Genomic DNA, 14,503 nt, shown 5'->3' with positions numbered 1-14,503 from the left:
CGGCTCAGGGCTCCACACCGGCCCCGGTGTCGGCGGCCGTGCCGGCCTCGCGCTGGATGCGCTCGGCGATCCGGCGGATGCGGCCGAGGCGGCCGTCCCAGGCCGTGCCGACCTCCACGAGCTGCCCGACGGCGCGGGCGAGCTGGTCCTGGTCGACCCGGTACAGCTTCTCCCGGCCGGCCGTGGTGCCGTGCACCAGACCGGCCTGGTCGAGCACGCCGAGGTGCTTCGCCACGGCCTGCCGGGTCACGGGCAGCCGCTCGCTCAGGCTCGTGGCCGTCCCGTGGCCGTCGCTCAGCAGCAGGTCGATCAGCCGCCGACGGGTAGGGTCCCCGATCGCCGACCAGAGGTCGTCGTCCACCGCCAGGCTCATCTGGCCGCGCCCACCGTCGCGGCGTACGCGCCGAGTCTCGACAGGAAGTGGTCCCAGCCGTTGCTGTGGTCGGCGTGCTGGGCGGCGGCCTTTGCCTCGTCCCAGCCGCGCTCGCGGAAGCCGCTCTCCGTGAACTTCAGGAGGGTGCCGCCGCCCGAGGGCACCAGCTCGAAGACGACCAGGTTCGAGTTTCCCCGGGCGGCCACCTCCCCCTCCTCGTGGGTCCAGCGGAACGAGAAGTGCGTGTACGGCACCGCGTCGGCGACCGTGAGCTGGGCCTTGTGACCGTCCTGGGTGAGGTCCCCGAAGCCGACCCAGCCCGGCTTCCCTGGCTCGGGGCCGAACTCTGCCTCGTCGGACCACCATTCCCGCACGTGCTTCGGGTTGCTCACCACGTCGAAGACGACCTCGGGGGAGGCCTCGATGTAGATCTCTCGCTCGATCGTGCCGTACTCCATCGTCGACCAGCCTTTCGTCGTGTCCGGGTGCAAGGAGACCATGCGTCAGTGCCAGTTGCTGATCTGCACGTCGTGCGGCGACGGGTCACCCGTGCCGGTCTCGACGAACTGCTTGAGGCTCATGAGGAACGTGGCCCACTTGGTGCTGCAGTGGTTCATGAACTCGACCGGCTCCTTCCAGCCGGTGTGGCCGAACAGCACGATCGTGAACCCGTCCTCCTCCTTGAGGTCGAAGTGGATGTGCGTGCCGATCCACTCGTCGGGCCCGGCGGTGACCAGCCAGTCCACCGACCCCGCCGGGTCGAGCTCCGTGATCTCGAGCTCGAAGGCGCCGAGCCGCTTCCCGGTGGCGTCGTTGAAGGTCGTCGTCAGCGTGCTGCCGACCGTTCCTTCGCCCGTCGTGTCCTTCGTCCACCAGCTCGCGACGCCGTGGGGCGTCGCGATGGCCTCGTAGACCTTCTCCAGCGGCGCCAGCGCGCCGACCCTGTGCAGGATGTCGACCATCTCGGTTCCTCCAGTGTCAGTAGTGCAACCTTTGGTTGCATGTGACTCTAGGTCGCCGGACCAGGATGCGCAACCGATGGTTGCGTATTCCTCTTCAGGAAGTCTCGGGAAGCGCCTTCCGCGAGCCAGTTGTGAGCGCTAACATCAGGCGTTCGTCCACGATGCCGGGCGCTGTCGCCCGTCGTCCGCAGGTCCTCAAAGGAGAGAGCCATGAGAAGCACCCGAAGAAACGCGCAAGCGAGTCCCGCCGTCGCGCTGCGGCGCAGCATGACCGCTACCGTCGCGATGCTCGCCGTCCTGGCCCTGCTGACCTGCACGTGGGTCGTCGCGACGGCACAGCGTGCGGTCGCCCTCGACCCGTTCACCGGGTACCTGATGGCGCACTTCACCGGCGAGTCCACCAGCGGGGAGCAGATCTACCTCGCCCACAGCACCGACGGCCTGAACTGGTCCGACCTGAACAACGGCGCGCCCGTGGTGGTCTCGACGGTCGGTACCCGCGGCGTCCGGGACCCCGCGATCGTCCGCTCACCGCAGGGTGACCGGTACTGGATCATCGCGACCGACCTGCGCATCGCGAGCGGGACGTCCTGGTCGGACGCCGCCAACCGCGGCAGCACGTCGCTCGTCGTCTGGGAGTCCACCAACCTGGTGGACTGGTCGGAGCCCCGGCTCGTCAACGTGGCGGGCGGGATTCCTAGTGCGGGCAATGCGTGGGCGCCCGAGGCGATCTACGACCCCGCCACCGGCGACTACGTCGTCTACTGGGCGACGAACGCGCCCCGCGACGGCGTCACCAAGCACCGCATCTACTACTCGCGCACCCGGGACTTCCGGACCTTCACCACCGCGCAGCTCTACATCGACCGGCCCAGCAGCACGCAGGGCATCATCGACACCCAGATCGTGGAGTCGCCGACGAGCGTCGGCGGCTACCGGTACTACCGCGCCTCCGCCGACGGCCACATCACCATCGAGGGCAGCAACTCGATCCTCGGCACGTGGACCACTATCGGGAACCTGTCCCACATGGGCATCTCCAACGGCACGGGCGGCGGGAACGTCGTCGAGGGCCCCATGTGGATGCCGTTCAACAACGGGACGTCCTGGGCGCTGTGGCTCGACCAGTACGCCACCGGCCGCGGCTACATGCCGATCCGTTCGACCAACCTCGGCAGCACGCAGAACTTCCAGACGGTGAGCTCGTACAACCTGGGCGGCACGCGGAAGCGGCACGGATCGATCCTGCAGGTCACCACCGCCGAGCGGAACCGGGTCCTCGGCCGCTGGGCGAGCACGGCGGTCAGCCGCGTCCAGTCCTACAACTTCCAGGACCGGTACCTGCGCCACGCCAACTACGACGTGCGCATCGACCCCGCCGTTTCACCCGCCCAGGACGGCCAGTGGCGGATCGTCCCGGGCCTGGCCGGCAGCGGGACCGTCTCGTTCCAGTCCGTGAACCACCCCGACCACTACCTGCGGCACTGGGACCTCGACCTCACCCTGGCCCGCTACGACGGGACGTCGACCTTCAGGTCCGACGCCAGCTTCCGTGCGGTGCCCGGCTTGGCCTCGTCCTCCTGGACGTCGTACCAGTCGTACAACTTCCCTGACCGGTACCTCAGGCACTACGGCTACGTGCTCCGGCTCGACACGATCACCGACGCGAACGGCCGCGCGGACGCGACCTTCCGCGCGGTGAGCTGACCTCGCTGTTCGGCTGGGCCGCGAACTGACTCATGTTCACCAGGCTCCAGGAGACCACCGACCCGGGGTCGACGGTCGCTGGAAGCCCGGTGGGCACGAGCCGGCTCGCGGTCCTGACGTCACGCGGGCGGGTCCGGCATCTCAGGTGGCCTCATCCCGGAGCGGGCTCAGGTGGCGGCTGCCCAGGGCACGGGTGGCCTGGCGCGCGCCGGCCCGGAGGCATTCCGCGGTGCCCGCGCCGGTGAGACGAGCGGCGAAGAACCCGGCGAAGAACGCGTCGCCCGCGCCGTTCGTGTCGACGACGTCGACGGGCTCAGCGGGGCACTCGAACCAGCCCTCGGCGGTACGCGCGACGGCGCCCCGTGCGCCCAGGGTGCACACCACGGTGCTCGCCCCCCGCTCCAGCAGCGACGTCATGAGGGCCCGGTGGTCCTCCGTGCCGTCGTCGTTGAGGAAGACGTACGAGCACGCGTCGGCGAACGGCCGGTGGAACTCGGCCGCACCGTCGTAGTCGTGCAGGTCGGTCCAGAGCGTCGCCCCGCTCGCCACGGCGGCGGGAAGCAGGCTCAGTCCGACGGCGCTCAGGTCCAGCACCACGTGCTCGGCGGCGGTCACCCGAGCCACGGCCGCGGCGTCGGGCCCGGGTGAGGCCGCGGGCGTGGCGAGGTAGATCGAGAGGCGCTCGCCGGCGTCGGTCATCAGGTTCAGGTGCTGCTCCGAGGGTCCGGCGACCCGGCGGCCGAGGATCTCGGCACCCCGCGCACGCTCGAGCGCCGCGAGGATCAGGTCGCCCTCCGGATCGGTCCCGACGTCGGTGGCGAGCGTGCTCGCGACCCCGAGATCCGCGAGGTGCAGGACCTTGCCCGCGCTCGTACCGCCCAGCGTCCGCACCGCGCCACGCGCGAACACGGTGTGCGGCCTGGGGTCGGGTAGCTGATCGAGCCGGACCAGCGTGTTCCACGCCGCCGGCCCGGCCACCACTGTGCGAGGAGCGTCCATGCGCACACCCTGCCACCCGCCACCCACACCGCCACGACACGGCCCCCGGCACAGCCACAGCTGCAGCCGCGGGCGGTCAGCCCAGCAGCTCCACACCCAGCACGGCGATGGCGGCCGGGTCGCCCACGAGGTCGACGGAGGCGATGCGCCCGTCGTGCACGACCACCGCGAACACGGCGCGCGGCGTGCCGCCCGGCGCCCACGTGAACCCGACGGACCCGCCGATGAGTGCGGGCACGGCGCCTCCCGCCCGTCCCCGGAACGACTCCGCGACTGCCGCGGCCCCGCGCACCTCGCGCGCCAGGAGGGGAGCGCCCTTGTCGGCGGATGCCGCCGCCGTCTCGACGGCGGACTGGTCGGCGCGCAGGACCACGTCCGGCGCGAGCACGGCCAGCAGGCCCGCGAGGTCACCCGTGCGGGACGCCGTGAGGAACGCCTCGACCACCTGCCGGTCGGTCCGGGTCTCGGCGGCGGTCCGGGAGCCGGTCCCGGCCCCGGCGGCGTCCTGAGCCGCCGCACCGGACTGCACCCGCCGCCGTCCGCGGCTCGCGAGCTGGCGTGACGCGGCGACCGAGCGGCCCAGCACCGGCGCGATCTGCTCGTAGGGGACGGCGAACAGGTCGTGCAGCACGAACGCCAGGCGTTCGGCCGGGTCGAGGCTCTGCAGCACGATCTGCATGGCCAGTCCGACGACGTCGGCCAGCTCGGCCTCCTGCGCGGGGTCCGGGGCGTCGTCGTGAGGAAGGTCGGGCCCGACGTCGTCGGGCAGGCCCGACGGCAGCGGCGCCTCGCGACGGGTCGACCGGGAGCGGAGCATGTCGAGGCAGATCCGGCCGGTGACGGTGGTCAGCCAGGCGGCGAGGTTGTCGATCTCGGCGTCGCCGGTGCGGTTCAGCCGCAGCCAGGCCTCCTGCAGCGCGTCGTCGGCGTCGTCGGGGTTGCCGAGCATCCGGTACGCGACGGCACGCAGGCGGGGGCGGTGCTGTTCGAAGGCGGTGGCCAGCTCGTCGGGGTTCATCCGTCACATCCTCGTTCTCGGGGTCGTCAGGAGTGTGACGGCGCGCAGGGCGCCGATGTGACCGGCCGGCACCCGGCCATGACGAGAGGGCCACGATGACCACCGAGACCACCACGCACGACTTCGCCCCCGAGGCGTCCACGACCCCGCACCTGCGGACGCTGACCTCCCGGATGACGAGCCCGGCAATACTCGTGCCGGGCGCGGTGAAGCACCTGGCCGCGCTGGGGCAGCTCGTCCACGGGCAGGGCGTCCCGGCCACGACGCTCGAGCTGGTGCACCTCCGCGCCAGCCAGATCAACGGCTGCGGCTGGTGCATCGACTACGGGATGCGGCAGGCCCGCAAGGCCGGCGAGTCGGAGGATCGCCTCGCCTCGGTCTCCGCCTGGCGCGAGTCGCCCTACCTGTCCGACGCCGAGTGCGCGGCGCTCGAGCTCGCCGAGGCCGTGACGCGCCTCGCCGACAGCCCGGACCCGGTGCCCGACGCCGTCTGGGCGCGTGCGTCGGAGCACTACGACGAGCAGGGGCTCGCCGCGCTGGTGCTCTACGTCGGGGTGACCAACCTCTACAACCGCCTCAACGTGACGACGCGCCAGGTAGCCGGCACCGGCTACTGAGCAGCGGGGCCCAAGCCCCACCGCCCGCCAGCCGGTCGAGCCGCGCCGTTGGTCGAGCTTGTCGAGACCCGCCAAGCCCGGCCAACGGCCGGCCGGATCAGCCCAGCCCTGGCCGCGGCGTCCGCCGAGCCTGCCGGATCCCGTCCACGGTGAGCAGCGCCAGCGCCACCCACACGAGGACGAACCCGGCCCAGCGTGCGGCGGGCATGTGCTCGCCGAACACGAGCAGCCCCACGAGGAACTGGAGGGCGGGTGCCAGGTACTGCAGCATCCCGACCACGGACAGCGGCAGGCGTCGCGCCGCGGCACTGAACATGAGCAGGGGCAGGGCGGTGATCACGCCCGTCGACATGAGCAGCAGCGAGTGGCCGGCGCCGTGCCCGGTGAACGTCCCGGAGCTGCCGAGCCAGAGGAGGTAGGCGAGCGCGAACGGCGTCGCGACCGCCGTCTCGACGGCCAGGCCGGGCAGCGCCTGGACGGTGCGCCCGACCCGGTTCTTCGCGAGCCCGTACAGGCCGAACGACAGCGCGAGGCACAGCGAGATCCAGGGCAGTCCGCCCAGCCCGGTGGACAGCACGACCACCGAGGCGGCGCCGAAGCCGATCGCGATCCACTGCGCGGGCCGCAGCCGTTCCCGGAGCACCAGAACACCGAGCAGCACGGTGACGATCGGGTTGATGAAGTAGCCCAGGGCGGCGTCGAGCACGCGGTCGCTGAGCACGGCGTACACGTACACGCCCCAGTTCACGACGATCAGCGCCGCCGCGACGGCGAACGTGCCCAGGATGCGCGGCGAACGCAGGGCGGTGCGGAAGTCACCCAGCTGGCGCAGCACGACGAGTGCGATCAGGCAGAAGAGCAGGCTCCACACGATGCGGTGCGCCACGATCTCCAGGGCACCCGCGGGCTGCAGCAGCGGGAAGAACAGCGGCATGCCGCCCCAGGCCAGGTAGGCCCCGACGCCGAGGGGCAGACCCCAGCGATCTTGTTGTTGTGTCACGCCGTCACGATAGGTCCCGGGCACCGGACCGGATCACGGTGCGCCCTGTGGGGCGCGTCACCAGGCCGAGGCCTCTTTTCGATTTCTCCCGGCGGCCGGTTGGGGGCTATGGTTGGACCCGTTCGCGGCGGATTACCCGAGCGGCCAAAGGGGGCTGACTGTAAATCAGCTGGCACAGCCTACGGGGGTTCGAATCCCTCATCCGCCACCGCGACGAGCAGGGCGTCATCCTCAGGGATGGCGCCCTGTTCTCGTTCCCGGCCGACTTCGGTCCCTTGCTCCGCCTCGTCCGTGACTTCGGTCGGTCGCACTGAGATCGGTCGTTCGAACGACCGATCTCAGCGCAAACGACCGATCTCACCGGGGTCCGCACAGCAACGGACCGATGTCGGTGCGGCCGCTCAAGGCGGCCCAGGGCGTGCGCCACCAGGGCTCCTGGGCGACGCGGCACAACTCACACCCGATTCGATTTCACGCCAGGCCGGAGGGCATGTAGAGTCTTCCTCGCCGCCCCGATAGCTCAGTCGGCAGAGCGTCTCCATGGTAAGGAGAAGGTCAAGGGTTCGATTCCCTTTCGGGGCTCTGTGATCGACGCGGGGTCGTCCGTTTCTCTCAGCAGTGATACTGAGGGGGGAACAACGGCGGACGGCCTCGCGTTCAGTCACGCGCGGCGGGGTAGCTCAGCTGGTCAGAGCGCACGACTCATAATCGTGAGGTCGCGGGTTCGAGCCCCGCCCTCGCTACCAAGCAAGTACATCCGTTCGGCGTCCCTATGCCGGACGACGAGAAGACACATGGCGCCTCCCTCTCGAGGCGCGGAGGTGAGAGCCATGGCAAGCAAGAGTGCGGATGTCCGCCCGAAGATCACGCTCGCATGCGTGGACTGCAAGGAGCGGAACTACATCACGAAGAAGAACCGTCGTAACGACCCTGACCGCCTGGAGCTGGCGAAGTTCTGCCCGCGCTGTGGCAAGCACACCTCGCACCGCGAGACGCGCTGAGTCTCGGTAGCAAGCTCACACCGACGTGGCGAACGCTGACTTCGAAGGCCGGGTCTACCCGGCCAACGCTCCCTACTCCGTAGGCCGCGAGAAGATCCGTGAGTTCGCCAGTGCCGTCGGTGCCACGCACCCCGCGCACCACGATCTCGTGGCGGCGCGGGGTTCTGGCTATCCGGACCTCGTCGCCCCGCCGACGTTCGCCGTCGTCGTCGCGCAGCGCGCGGAGTCGCAGTACATCAGCGATCCCGAGGCCGACATCGACTTCTCCCGCGTGGTGCACGCCGACGAGCGCTTCACGCACCACCGCCCGATCGTCGCAGGCGACGAGCTGACGACGGTGCTGCACGTGGACCGGGTCGTCTCCCGCGGGGCCATCAGCATGGTGACCACCCGCTGCGAGATCTACGCGATCCCGGAGCACATCGAGGTGCCGTCCCCCGAGGCCGACAGCCTCGGCGAGCCCGTCGCCACCGTCACGTCCACGCTGGCGATCCGAGGTGCTGACGCATGAGCCGCCCCGACATCGCCGACCTCGCAGTGGGCGATGTGATCGGCACGCGCACGGTCACGTTCGACCGCGCGGCGCTCGTCCGCTACGCAGGTGCGAGCGGCGACCTGAACCCGATCCACTGGAACGACAAGTTCGCAGTGGACGCAGGCCTGCCCGGCGTGATCGCGCACGGCATGCTCACCATGGGCACCGTCGTCGGCCTGGTCTCGGACTGGGCGGGCGACCCGGGGGCCGTCGTCGACTACCAGACACGGTTCACCAAGCCCGTCGAGGTGCCCAACCCGGGCAGCGCGTCGATCGACGTCACGGGCACCGTCGGCGTGATCGACACCGAGGCCGGCACCGTCCGCGTCGACCTTGCCGTCACCGTCGACGGGGCAAAGGTCCTGGGCCGCACCCAGGTGCTCGTCCGCCTCTGACGCTCCGGCGTCCCGGTCTCGGGTTTTAACCCGCAGGTCTTCTCATGCGCCCCCGGATCGGGTGTGATTCTCTCGTCCCCATGTACGGCGACGAGAGGAACTCCGCGTGATGTCACGACGGCGCACCACAGCCCTGGCCGCAGCGGCCGGGCTGCTTCTTCCACTCATACCGCTCTCGGCGGCCGACGCAGCCCCGACCGCTGCGTCAGACGGCGGGGTGGTCGCGTGCGCCGCCGTCCTTGCCGCCGGCTCGCTCGACGAGGCGTTCTCGGCGGCGGCCGAGGCCACCGGAGTACCGCAGGACCTGCTCAAGGCCGTGTCCTACATGGAGTCGCGCTGGGACCAGCATCCCGGCCAGGCCAGCGCCGACGGCGGCTACGGCGTGTTCAACCTCGCGGGTGACCACGCGCCCGGTCACGCGCACGGCGACGGCCTTCCTCTGTCGGACGTCAATGACAAGGAGGGCCCGGTGCGCGAGGGCACCCCCGAGATCGTCCGGGCGGCGAGGCTCACCGGCCTCAGCGAGGAGATCCTGAAGACCGAGTCGCAGGCCAACGTGTGCGGCGGTGCGGCCCTGCTGGCGTCGTACCAGGTCCAGGCGATGCGCGACGATGTCGTCGAGGCCGAGCCGGCCGGGACGACGTCGGACAGCCTGGGGGAGTGGGAGAACGCGGTGTCTCGGATGAGCGACGTCGAGGGTTTCGCTACACGGGTGTACACAATCCTCAGGGAGGGTGCGGGCACGACCACACCCGCCGACGGCGCGGTGATCCTCACGGGTAACCGGGACGTCGTCGTGCCGCGGACATCCAGCACGAGCGACCCGGAGACCGACTGCCCCGAAGAGCTCGGCTGCGAGTGGCTGCCCGCGCCCTACGAGAAGGCATCCCCCGACCTGCCCGACAACACCGGGAACTACGGCAACCACGACCAGGCAGACCGCACCGGGGCGGGCGGCCCGTCGCTCGACTACATACTGATCCACGACACGGAGACCGCCTACCAGCCCACGGTCAACCTGGTGCAGGACCCGACCTACCTGGCGTGGAACTACACGCTGCGCTCCTCGGACGGGCACGTCGCGAACCACCTCGACCCGGCCGACGTCGGCTGGCACGCGGGCAACTGGTTCTTGAACATGCACTCGATAGGCCTGGAGCACGAGGGCTGGGCAGGCACGGGTGCCTGGTACACGGAGGCGATGTACCAGGCGTCGGCGGACCTGGTCCGGCACCTGGCGGCGGAGCACGACATCCCGCTCGACCGGGCGCACGTCATCGGGCACGACCAGGTGCCGGGCACCCTGCCCGGGTCCACCAAGAACGTGCACTGGGACCCGGGCCCCTACTGGGACTGGGACCACTACTTCGAGCTGCTCGGTGCCCCGATCGGCGGCGACCTGGAGGCGACGACGAACGTCGCGCCCGGTGACGTGGTCGAGGTGCGTACCGGATACGCCGACAACCCGAACACCGTGACGGGCTGCGAGGAGGCGTCGCCGGGCTCGGGTGCGTGCGTGGCGGGCGCCGGGACGAACTTCCGGTACCTGCACCAGTCGCCGTCGGCCGACGCTCCGCTGGCGAAGGACCCGGGCTGGAAGCCGGATGGCTCGAACGGGACCACGTACGCGAGCGACGTGAGCGCGCGCGTGCAGTCGGGGCACAAGCTCGTCGTCGACCAGGTAGCGGGCGACTGGCTGGGCGTGTGGTGGGCCGGTTCGCTGGCCTGGCTGCACAACCCTGCCGAGCGCCCGGTGGTGGTGCCTGCGACGGCGAAGACGGTCACGGTCGCGGGCGACGCCCCGGCGCCGGTCTTCGGCCGGGCCTACCCGGAGGCGGCGGCCTACGAGGACTACCCGGGCGTCCCGGTGCAGCCGGTCACGCCGATCGAGTACACGGTCGGGGTGGGCCAGACGTACGCGGTGGCCGACGACCACGTGGCCTCGGACTACTACCGGGCCGCCACGTTCGACGGCACGGGGCCGGGCGACCGCACGGTGGTGCGCGGCGACGACGTGTACTACCAGCTCTGGCTGGCGCACCGGCACGTCTTCGTCAACGCGGCCGACGTCGAGATCCACGATCCCGTGGTGGCGGACGTGACCGGGCCGAGCATCGAGGGCCGGGCCAAGCCGGGGAAGGTCCTGCGCGCGAACGCCGGCACGTACCTCCCGGGCGAGGTGGACGTGGAGTACCGATGGCTGCGCGACGGCGAGCCGGTGCGCTGGGCGGTCGGTCCCCGTTACCTGGTGACAGGCCTCGACCGGGGCGCCGAGCTGACGGTCCAGGTGAGGCTTTCGGCGATGGGCTACACGTCGGCGACGTATACCGCGGAACCGCGGGAGGTCGCGGGCCGGTAGGGCGGCCGGGGCGACAGTACACACGCGGGGTGTGTTGCGCAGAGTAGACAAGGTCTACCGAGCGCAACACACCCCGCGTGCGTACTGTCCTTCCCTGTCGCGACCGGTGGCCGCCAGTTACCAGTTCTGCGTGACGCCCGGCATGTTGGCCGGCAGCTTCACGTTCTTCGGGTGGTAGACGTACGTGACGCCGTCGGTCGACGTCTGCCACACGCGCTCGAAGTTCTCCCGCGTGTACACGACCCGCACCTCGTCGTTGCTCGCCTTGTTCGGGTCGTTGATGATCGGGTCACCGTCCGCGGTGAACCCGATCAGCACGACGAGGTGCCCCGGGGTGCTGTAACCGGCCTCGGGCATCTCCTCCTCGTCGAAGTTGAGCGACATGGTGAGCGGGATACCCGCCTCGATGAACTTCTCGGCCTCCGCCAGGGAGCGCAGCCGGGTCACGAACGACTTCAGCCCGAACCTGTTGGCGTAGGCGGCGTTGAACGGCCAGTTGCCCGCACCCTCGTACGCGTAGTCCCAGGTGTGCATCGCGGCGTAGTCGACCTGCGGGTCACCGTTGGGCGCCACGATGCCCTCCAGCTCCCTGGCCGGCACCTCACGGCCGTAGGAGTAGATGACCATCGTGGACGACGTCGGCGAGCACCACACCTGGCCGCCGCCCCCGAACTCGGGGTACTCACCGCGGTGGATGTTCTGGCTGTACTGCGGCACGTCGAGCGACACCTCCCGCCCGAGCGTGAAGTCGCTGGTGCCCGTGTAGTGCTCGTCGGGCAGGTTCTCGCTGGTCATGGTGCTCACCGACGCCAGGCGCGGCGAGGTCCGGGCGCCCTCGGGCCGGTACAGCCTGACCCGGGTCTGGAACGCGTCCGGCTCGAAGCCCGCCCTCGAGACGAACGTGTCGGTGAACAGAGCGGCGTCGGTGTCGCCCTGGCCGTTCAAGGAGGTGCGGTGGATGTCCCCGACGCTCCCGTCGGCGGGTGCGAACTCGTCGCCCGACGCCCAGCGGCCCATCACGAACCACTTCGTCCAGGTCCCGTCGGCCTTGCGGCCGCGGAACTCCGTCTCGACCCAGGTGCCCGTGGGGGTGTCCGTGTTCCAGGAGGGAACGGCCTGCTTGATCGGGTACCCGACCTCGACGACGGGCGAGGTCCACGTGCCGGTCTCGTACGTGACGGGTGTGCCGTCGCCGTACGGGTCCGTGTAGTCCACGAGGTCGCCGCCGCGGGCCAGGAAGAGCCCGCCGTGGACGTCGAACCGCAGCTCGTCACGTTCGCCCTGGAGCAGCTCCCTGCGCCCCTCCCAGGAGGTCAGGGTGATCTGGTTGTCCGACGCCGCAGGGCTCACCTCGGGAGCTCCCGTCGCCGACACCGCACCCGCCACGATCCCTGCTTGGACCACGAGCGCCCCCGTGGCGGCCAACGCGAACGACCTCGTTCGCAGGTTGTTCCGTACCGGCATTCCAGCCTCCATGTCCCGGGCTCCCTGCTGGGGTGAGCGAGCCTTCGGGCCTTGCTTATCACGGTCGGGGGCGGGGCAGAAGGAAAGTGCCAGACAGTGCTAACCTCGGCGGCGATCCCACGGGTGCCTCACGCAGGGGCTGAGATCGGGCTGTACGGCCCGGGACCGTTGAACCTGTCCGGTTAACACCGGCGTAGGAAGCAGGAGTCTCATGATGGAGAAGTCCCAGTCCCGCACGCTCGCGTACCAGCACGAGCGCGACCACGAGCACGACGGCGGGTACAGCACACCGCAGGACGACACAGGTCTCCGGGTGCCGGTCACGGAGATCACCCTGGCGCCGTCGCCCGACGGCACCCCCAACGAGCCGGTGCGCGTCTACCGCACGCAGGGCCCCGGTTCCGACCCGGTCCGCGGCCTCGCGCCGGCCCGCGAGCCCTGGGTCGTGGCGCGCGGCGACACCGAGGAGTACGACGGCCGCGACCGGGCACTGGCCGACGACGGGCGCAGCGCACTGCGCCGGGGTGCCGCGAGCCAGGAGTGGCAGGGTGAACGACGTCGGCCCCGCCGCGCGCTCCCCGGCCGGACCGTCACCCAGATGCACTACGCACGCCAGGGCGTGATCACGCCCGAGATGCGGTTCGTCGCGGTGCGCGAGGGCTGCGACGTCGAGCTCGTGCGCAGCGAGGTGGCCGCCGGCCGGGCGATCATCCCGAACAACGTGAACCACCCGGAGTCGGAGCCGATGATCATCGGCAGGGCGTTCCTGGTCAAGGTCAACGCGAACATCGGCAACTCCGCCGTCCACAGCTCTATCGCGGAGGAGGTGGAGAAGCTGGAGTGGGCCACCAAGTGGGGCGCCGACACGGTCATGGACCTCTCCACGGGCGATGACATCCACACCACCCGCGAATGGCTCATGCGGAACTCGCCGGTGCCCATCGGCACCGTGCCGATCTACCAGGCCCTGGAGAAGGTGAACGGTGACGCCAGCGCGCTGACCTGGGAGATCTACCGCGACACGGTGATCGAGCAGTGCGAGCAGGGCGTCGACTACATGACCGTGCACGCCGGCGTGCTGCTGCGGTACGTGCCGCTCACGGCGGACCGGGTCACGGGCATCGTCTCGCGCGGCGGGTCGATCCTCGCCGGCTGGTGCCTGGCGCACCACCAGGAGAACTTCCTCTACACGCACTTCGACGAGCTCTGCGAGATCTTCGCCCGGTACGACGTCGCCTTCTCCCTCGGCGACGGCCTGCGGCCGGGCTCGCTCGCCGACGCGAACGACGCCGCGCAGTTCGCCGAGCTCGACACCCTCGCCGAGCTGACGAAGCGGGCCTGGGCCTACGACGTCCAGGTGATGGTCGAGGGACCCGGACACGTCCCGTTCCACCTGGTGCGCGAGAACGTGGAGCGGCAGCAGGAGCTCTGCGACGGCGCCCCGTTCTACACGCTCGGCCCGCTCGTGACCGACATCGCGCCCGGGTACGACCACATCACCTCAGCGATCGGCGCCACCGAGATCGCCCGGTACGGCACCGCGATGCTCTGCTACGTCACGCCCAAGGAGCACCTCGGCCTGCCCAACCGCGACGACGTGCGCACCGGCGTGGTGACCTACAAGATCGCTGCGCACGCCGCCGACGTGGCCAAGGGGCACCCCGGCGCCCGGGACCGCGACGACGCCCTGTCCAAGGCCCGCTTCGAGTTCCGCTGGCGGGACCAGTTCAACCTCTCCCTCGACCCGGAGCTCGCCGAGGAGTACCACGACGAGACGCTCCCGGCCGAGGCCGCGAAGACCGCGCACTTCTGCTCGATGTGCGGCCCGAAGTTCTGCTCGATGCGGATCTCGCAGGACATCCGCGACGAGTTCGGCGGGGCGCAGAACCAGGCGGCGCTCGCGGACGCGGCGTCGGCGTCGGCGTCGGCGTCGGCGTCGGCTCAAGCGGAGGGCATGGCGCAGAAGTCCGCGGAGTTCCGCGAGTCGGGCGGCGAGGTCTACCTCCCGCACCCGCAGCTCCGCGCGTAACGGCCACGCCCGCCCACCCCGACAGATCCGCGAAGTAGAGCGGG

General features: G+C 70.6%; 14 protein-coding genes, 3 tRNA genes and 1 riboswitch. Of the genes, 10 read left to right on the top strand and 7 right to left on the bottom strand.

Features of this window, described 5'->3' with window-relative positions; translation table 11 throughout:
* Window positions 1–4: 4 nt before the first annotated feature.
* From ACFO6V_RS12055 to ACFO6V_RS12045, 3 genes are read right to left on the bottom strand one after another with little or no spacing between them, the layout of a single operon-like run.
* Window positions 5–373, bottom strand: a complete 369-nt coding sequence (locus ACFO6V_RS12055; RefSeq protein ID WP_377135600.1) for an ArsR/SmtB family transcription factor — start codon at window positions 371–373, stop codon at window positions 5–7.
* A complete protein-coding gene (locus ACFO6V_RS12050; protein ID WP_377135598.1) occupies window positions 370–831 on the bottom strand; it encodes an SRPBCC domain-containing protein in 462 nt (153 codons plus the stop codon). Before ACFO6V_RS12050 ends, ACFO6V_RS12055 begins: the two co-directional genes overlap by 4 nt.
* Before the next feature lie 45 nt (window positions 832–876).
* On the bottom strand, window positions 877–1,335 hold the full coding sequence (locus ACFO6V_RS12045; RefSeq protein WP_377135595.1) for an SRPBCC family protein: 459 nt from the start codon (window positions 1,333–1,335) through the stop codon (window positions 877–879).
* A 210-nt stretch (window positions 1,336–1,545) separates the two neighbouring features.
* Between ACFO6V_RS12045 and ACFO6V_RS12040 the strand changes: the two genes are divergently transcribed.
* Entirely contained in the window at window positions 1,546–3,042 is a 1,497-nt protein-coding gene (locus ACFO6V_RS12040) for a glycoside hydrolase family 43 protein (protein WP_377135593.1), read from the top strand.
* 141 nt (window positions 3,043–3,183) lie between these two features.
* On the opposite strand, the gene ACFO6V_RS12035 is transcribed toward ACFO6V_RS12040, so the two are convergent.
* Together ACFO6V_RS12035 and ACFO6V_RS12030 are read right to left on the bottom strand one after the other, a co-directional pair.
* On the bottom strand, window positions 3,184–4,041 hold the full coding sequence (locus ACFO6V_RS12035; RefSeq protein ID WP_377135590.1) for a carbohydrate kinase family protein: 858 nt from the start codon (window positions 4,039–4,041) through the stop codon (window positions 3,184–3,186).
* A 76-nt stretch (window positions 4,042–4,117) separates the two neighbouring features.
* Window positions 4,118–5,059 carry a sigma-70 family RNA polymerase sigma factor gene (locus ACFO6V_RS12030; RefSeq protein ID WP_377135588.1) on the bottom strand — a complete coding sequence of 314 codons (942 nt, stop codon included), beginning with the start codon at window positions 5,057–5,059 and terminating at the stop codon, window positions 4,118–4,120.
* A 95-nt stretch (window positions 5,060–5,154) separates the two neighbouring features.
* On the opposite strand from ACFO6V_RS12030, the gene ACFO6V_RS12025 reads away from it, so the two are divergent.
* Window positions 5,155–5,676, top strand: coding sequence for a carboxymuconolactone decarboxylase family protein (locus tag ACFO6V_RS12025; protein WP_377135586.1), 522 nt, complete (start codon window positions 5,155–5,157; stop codon window positions 5,674–5,676).
* 97 nt (window positions 5,677–5,773) lie between these two features.
* On the opposite strand, the gene rarD is transcribed toward ACFO6V_RS12025, so the two are convergent.
* Window positions 5,774–6,676, bottom strand: coding sequence for an EamA family transporter RarD (gene rarD, locus ACFO6V_RS12020; protein ID WP_377135584.1), 903 nt, complete (start codon window positions 6,674–6,676; stop codon window positions 5,774–5,776).
* A gap of 126 nt (window positions 6,677–6,802) precedes the next feature.
* Between rarD and ACFO6V_RS12015 the strand changes: the two genes are divergently transcribed.
* The 7 genes from ACFO6V_RS12015 to ACFO6V_RS11985 all read left to right on the top strand — a co-directional run bounded on the left by ACFO6V_RS12015 (window position 6,803) and on the right by ACFO6V_RS11985 (window position 10,966).
* Window positions 6,803–6,884, top strand: a tRNA-Tyr gene (locus ACFO6V_RS12015).
* A 301-nt stretch (window positions 6,885–7,185) separates the two neighbouring features.
* Window positions 7,186–7,258, top strand: a tRNA-Thr gene (locus ACFO6V_RS12010).
* Between the two features lie 87 nt (window positions 7,259–7,345).
* Window positions 7,346–7,422: transfer RNA gene (locus tag ACFO6V_RS12005), tRNA-Met, on the top strand.
* An 84-nt stretch (window positions 7,423–7,506) separates the two neighbouring features.
* Entirely contained in the window at window positions 7,507–7,677 is a 171-nt protein-coding gene (gene rpmG / locus ACFO6V_RS12000) for a 50S ribosomal protein L33 (protein WP_013837798.1), read from the top strand.
* A gap of 25 nt (window positions 7,678–7,702) precedes the next feature.
* The gene (locus tag ACFO6V_RS11995) at window positions 7,703–8,188 is read left to right on the top strand and encodes an FAS1-like dehydratase domain-containing protein (protein WP_377135582.1); all 486 of its coding nucleotides are present in this window, start codon (window positions 7,703–7,705) and stop codon (window positions 8,186–8,188) included.
* Complete coding sequence (locus ACFO6V_RS11990; protein WP_377135580.1) at window positions 8,185–8,607, top strand: MaoC/PaaZ C-terminal domain-containing protein; 423 nt, start codon at window positions 8,185–8,187, stop codon at window positions 8,605–8,607. Before ACFO6V_RS11995 ends, ACFO6V_RS11990 begins: the two co-directional genes overlap by 4 nt.
* 109 nt (window positions 8,608–8,716) lie before the next feature.
* Complete coding sequence (locus ACFO6V_RS11985; RefSeq protein ID WP_377136600.1) at window positions 8,717–10,966, top strand: N-acetylmuramoyl-L-alanine amidase; 2,250 nt, start codon at window positions 8,717–8,719, stop codon at window positions 10,964–10,966.
* A 117-nt stretch (window positions 10,967–11,083) separates the two neighbouring features.
* Here the strand turns inward: ACFO6V_RS11985 and ACFO6V_RS11980 are convergent, their stop codons facing one another.
* A complete protein-coding gene (locus ACFO6V_RS11980) occupies window positions 11,084–12,430 on the bottom strand; it encodes a C39 family peptidase (protein ID WP_377135578.1) in 1,347 nt (448 codons plus the stop codon).
* Window positions 12,431–12,541: 111 nt separating this feature from the next.
* A riboswitch (TPP riboswitch) is annotated at window positions 12,542–12,647 on the top strand.
* On the opposite strand from ACFO6V_RS11980, the gene thiC reads away from it, so the two are divergent.
* Window positions 12,642–14,459: a phosphomethylpyrimidine synthase ThiC gene (gene thiC / locus ACFO6V_RS11975; protein ID WP_377135576.1), complete on the top strand. Its 1,818-nt coding sequence runs from the start codon at window positions 12,642–12,644 to the stop codon at window positions 14,457–14,459. It overlaps the preceding riboswitch by 6 nt.
* Window positions 14,460–14,503 lie beyond the last annotated feature (44 nt).

This window comes from Promicromonospora alba, assembly GCF_042654905.1.
Lineage (GTDB): Bacteria > Actinomycetota > Actinomycetes > Actinomycetales > Cellulomonadaceae > Promicromonospora > Promicromonospora alba.
This window is presented reverse-complemented; position numbering and strand designations above follow the sequence as displayed.

What these genes read in the sequence shown, in the direction of transcription:
- ACFO6V_RS12055 (WP_377135600.1), bottom strand. Translation starts at nt 373, where the DNA reads ATGAGCCTGGCGGTGGACGACGACCTCTGGTCGGCGATCGGGGACCCT.
- ACFO6V_RS12050 (WP_377135598.1), bottom strand. Translation starts at nt 831, where the DNA reads ATGGAGTACGGCACGATCGAGCGAGAGATCTACATCGAGGCCTCCCCC.
- ACFO6V_RS12045 (WP_377135595.1), bottom strand. Translation starts at nt 1,335, where the DNA reads ATGGTCGACATCCTGCACAGGGTCGGCGCGCTGGCGCCGCTGGAGAAG.
- ACFO6V_RS12040 (WP_377135593.1), top strand. Translation starts at nt 1,546, where the DNA reads ATGAGAAGCACCCGAAGAAACGCGCAAGCGAGTCCCGCCGTCGCGCTG.
- ACFO6V_RS12035 (WP_377135590.1), bottom strand. Translation starts at nt 4,041, where the DNA reads ATGGACGCTCCTCGCACAGTGGTGGCCGGGCCGGCGGCGTGGAACACG.
- ACFO6V_RS12030 (WP_377135588.1), bottom strand. Translation starts at nt 5,059, where the DNA reads ATGAACCCCGACGAGCTGGCCACCGCCTTCGAACAGCACCGCCCCCGC.
- ACFO6V_RS12025 (WP_377135586.1), top strand. Translation starts at nt 5,155, where the DNA reads ATGACCACCGAGACCACCACGCACGACTTCGCCCCCGAGGCGTCCACG.
- rpmG (WP_013837798.1), top strand. Translation starts at nt 7,507, where the DNA reads ATGGCAAGCAAGAGTGCGGATGTCCGCCCGAAGATCACGCTCGCATGC.
- ACFO6V_RS11990 (WP_377135580.1), top strand. Translation starts at nt 8,185, where the DNA reads ATGAGCCGCCCCGACATCGCCGACCTCGCAGTGGGCGATGTGATCGGC.
- ACFO6V_RS11985 (WP_377136600.1), top strand. Translation starts at nt 8,717, where the DNA reads ATGTCACGACGGCGCACCACAGCCCTGGCCGCAGCGGCCGGGCTGCTT.
- ACFO6V_RS11980 (WP_377135578.1), bottom strand. Translation starts at nt 12,430, where the DNA reads ATGCCGGTACGGAACAACCTGCGAACGAGGTCGTTCGCGTTGGCCGCC.
- thiC (WP_377135576.1), top strand. Translation starts at nt 12,642, where the DNA reads ATGATGGAGAAGTCCCAGTCCCGCACGCTCGCGTACCAGCACGAGCGC.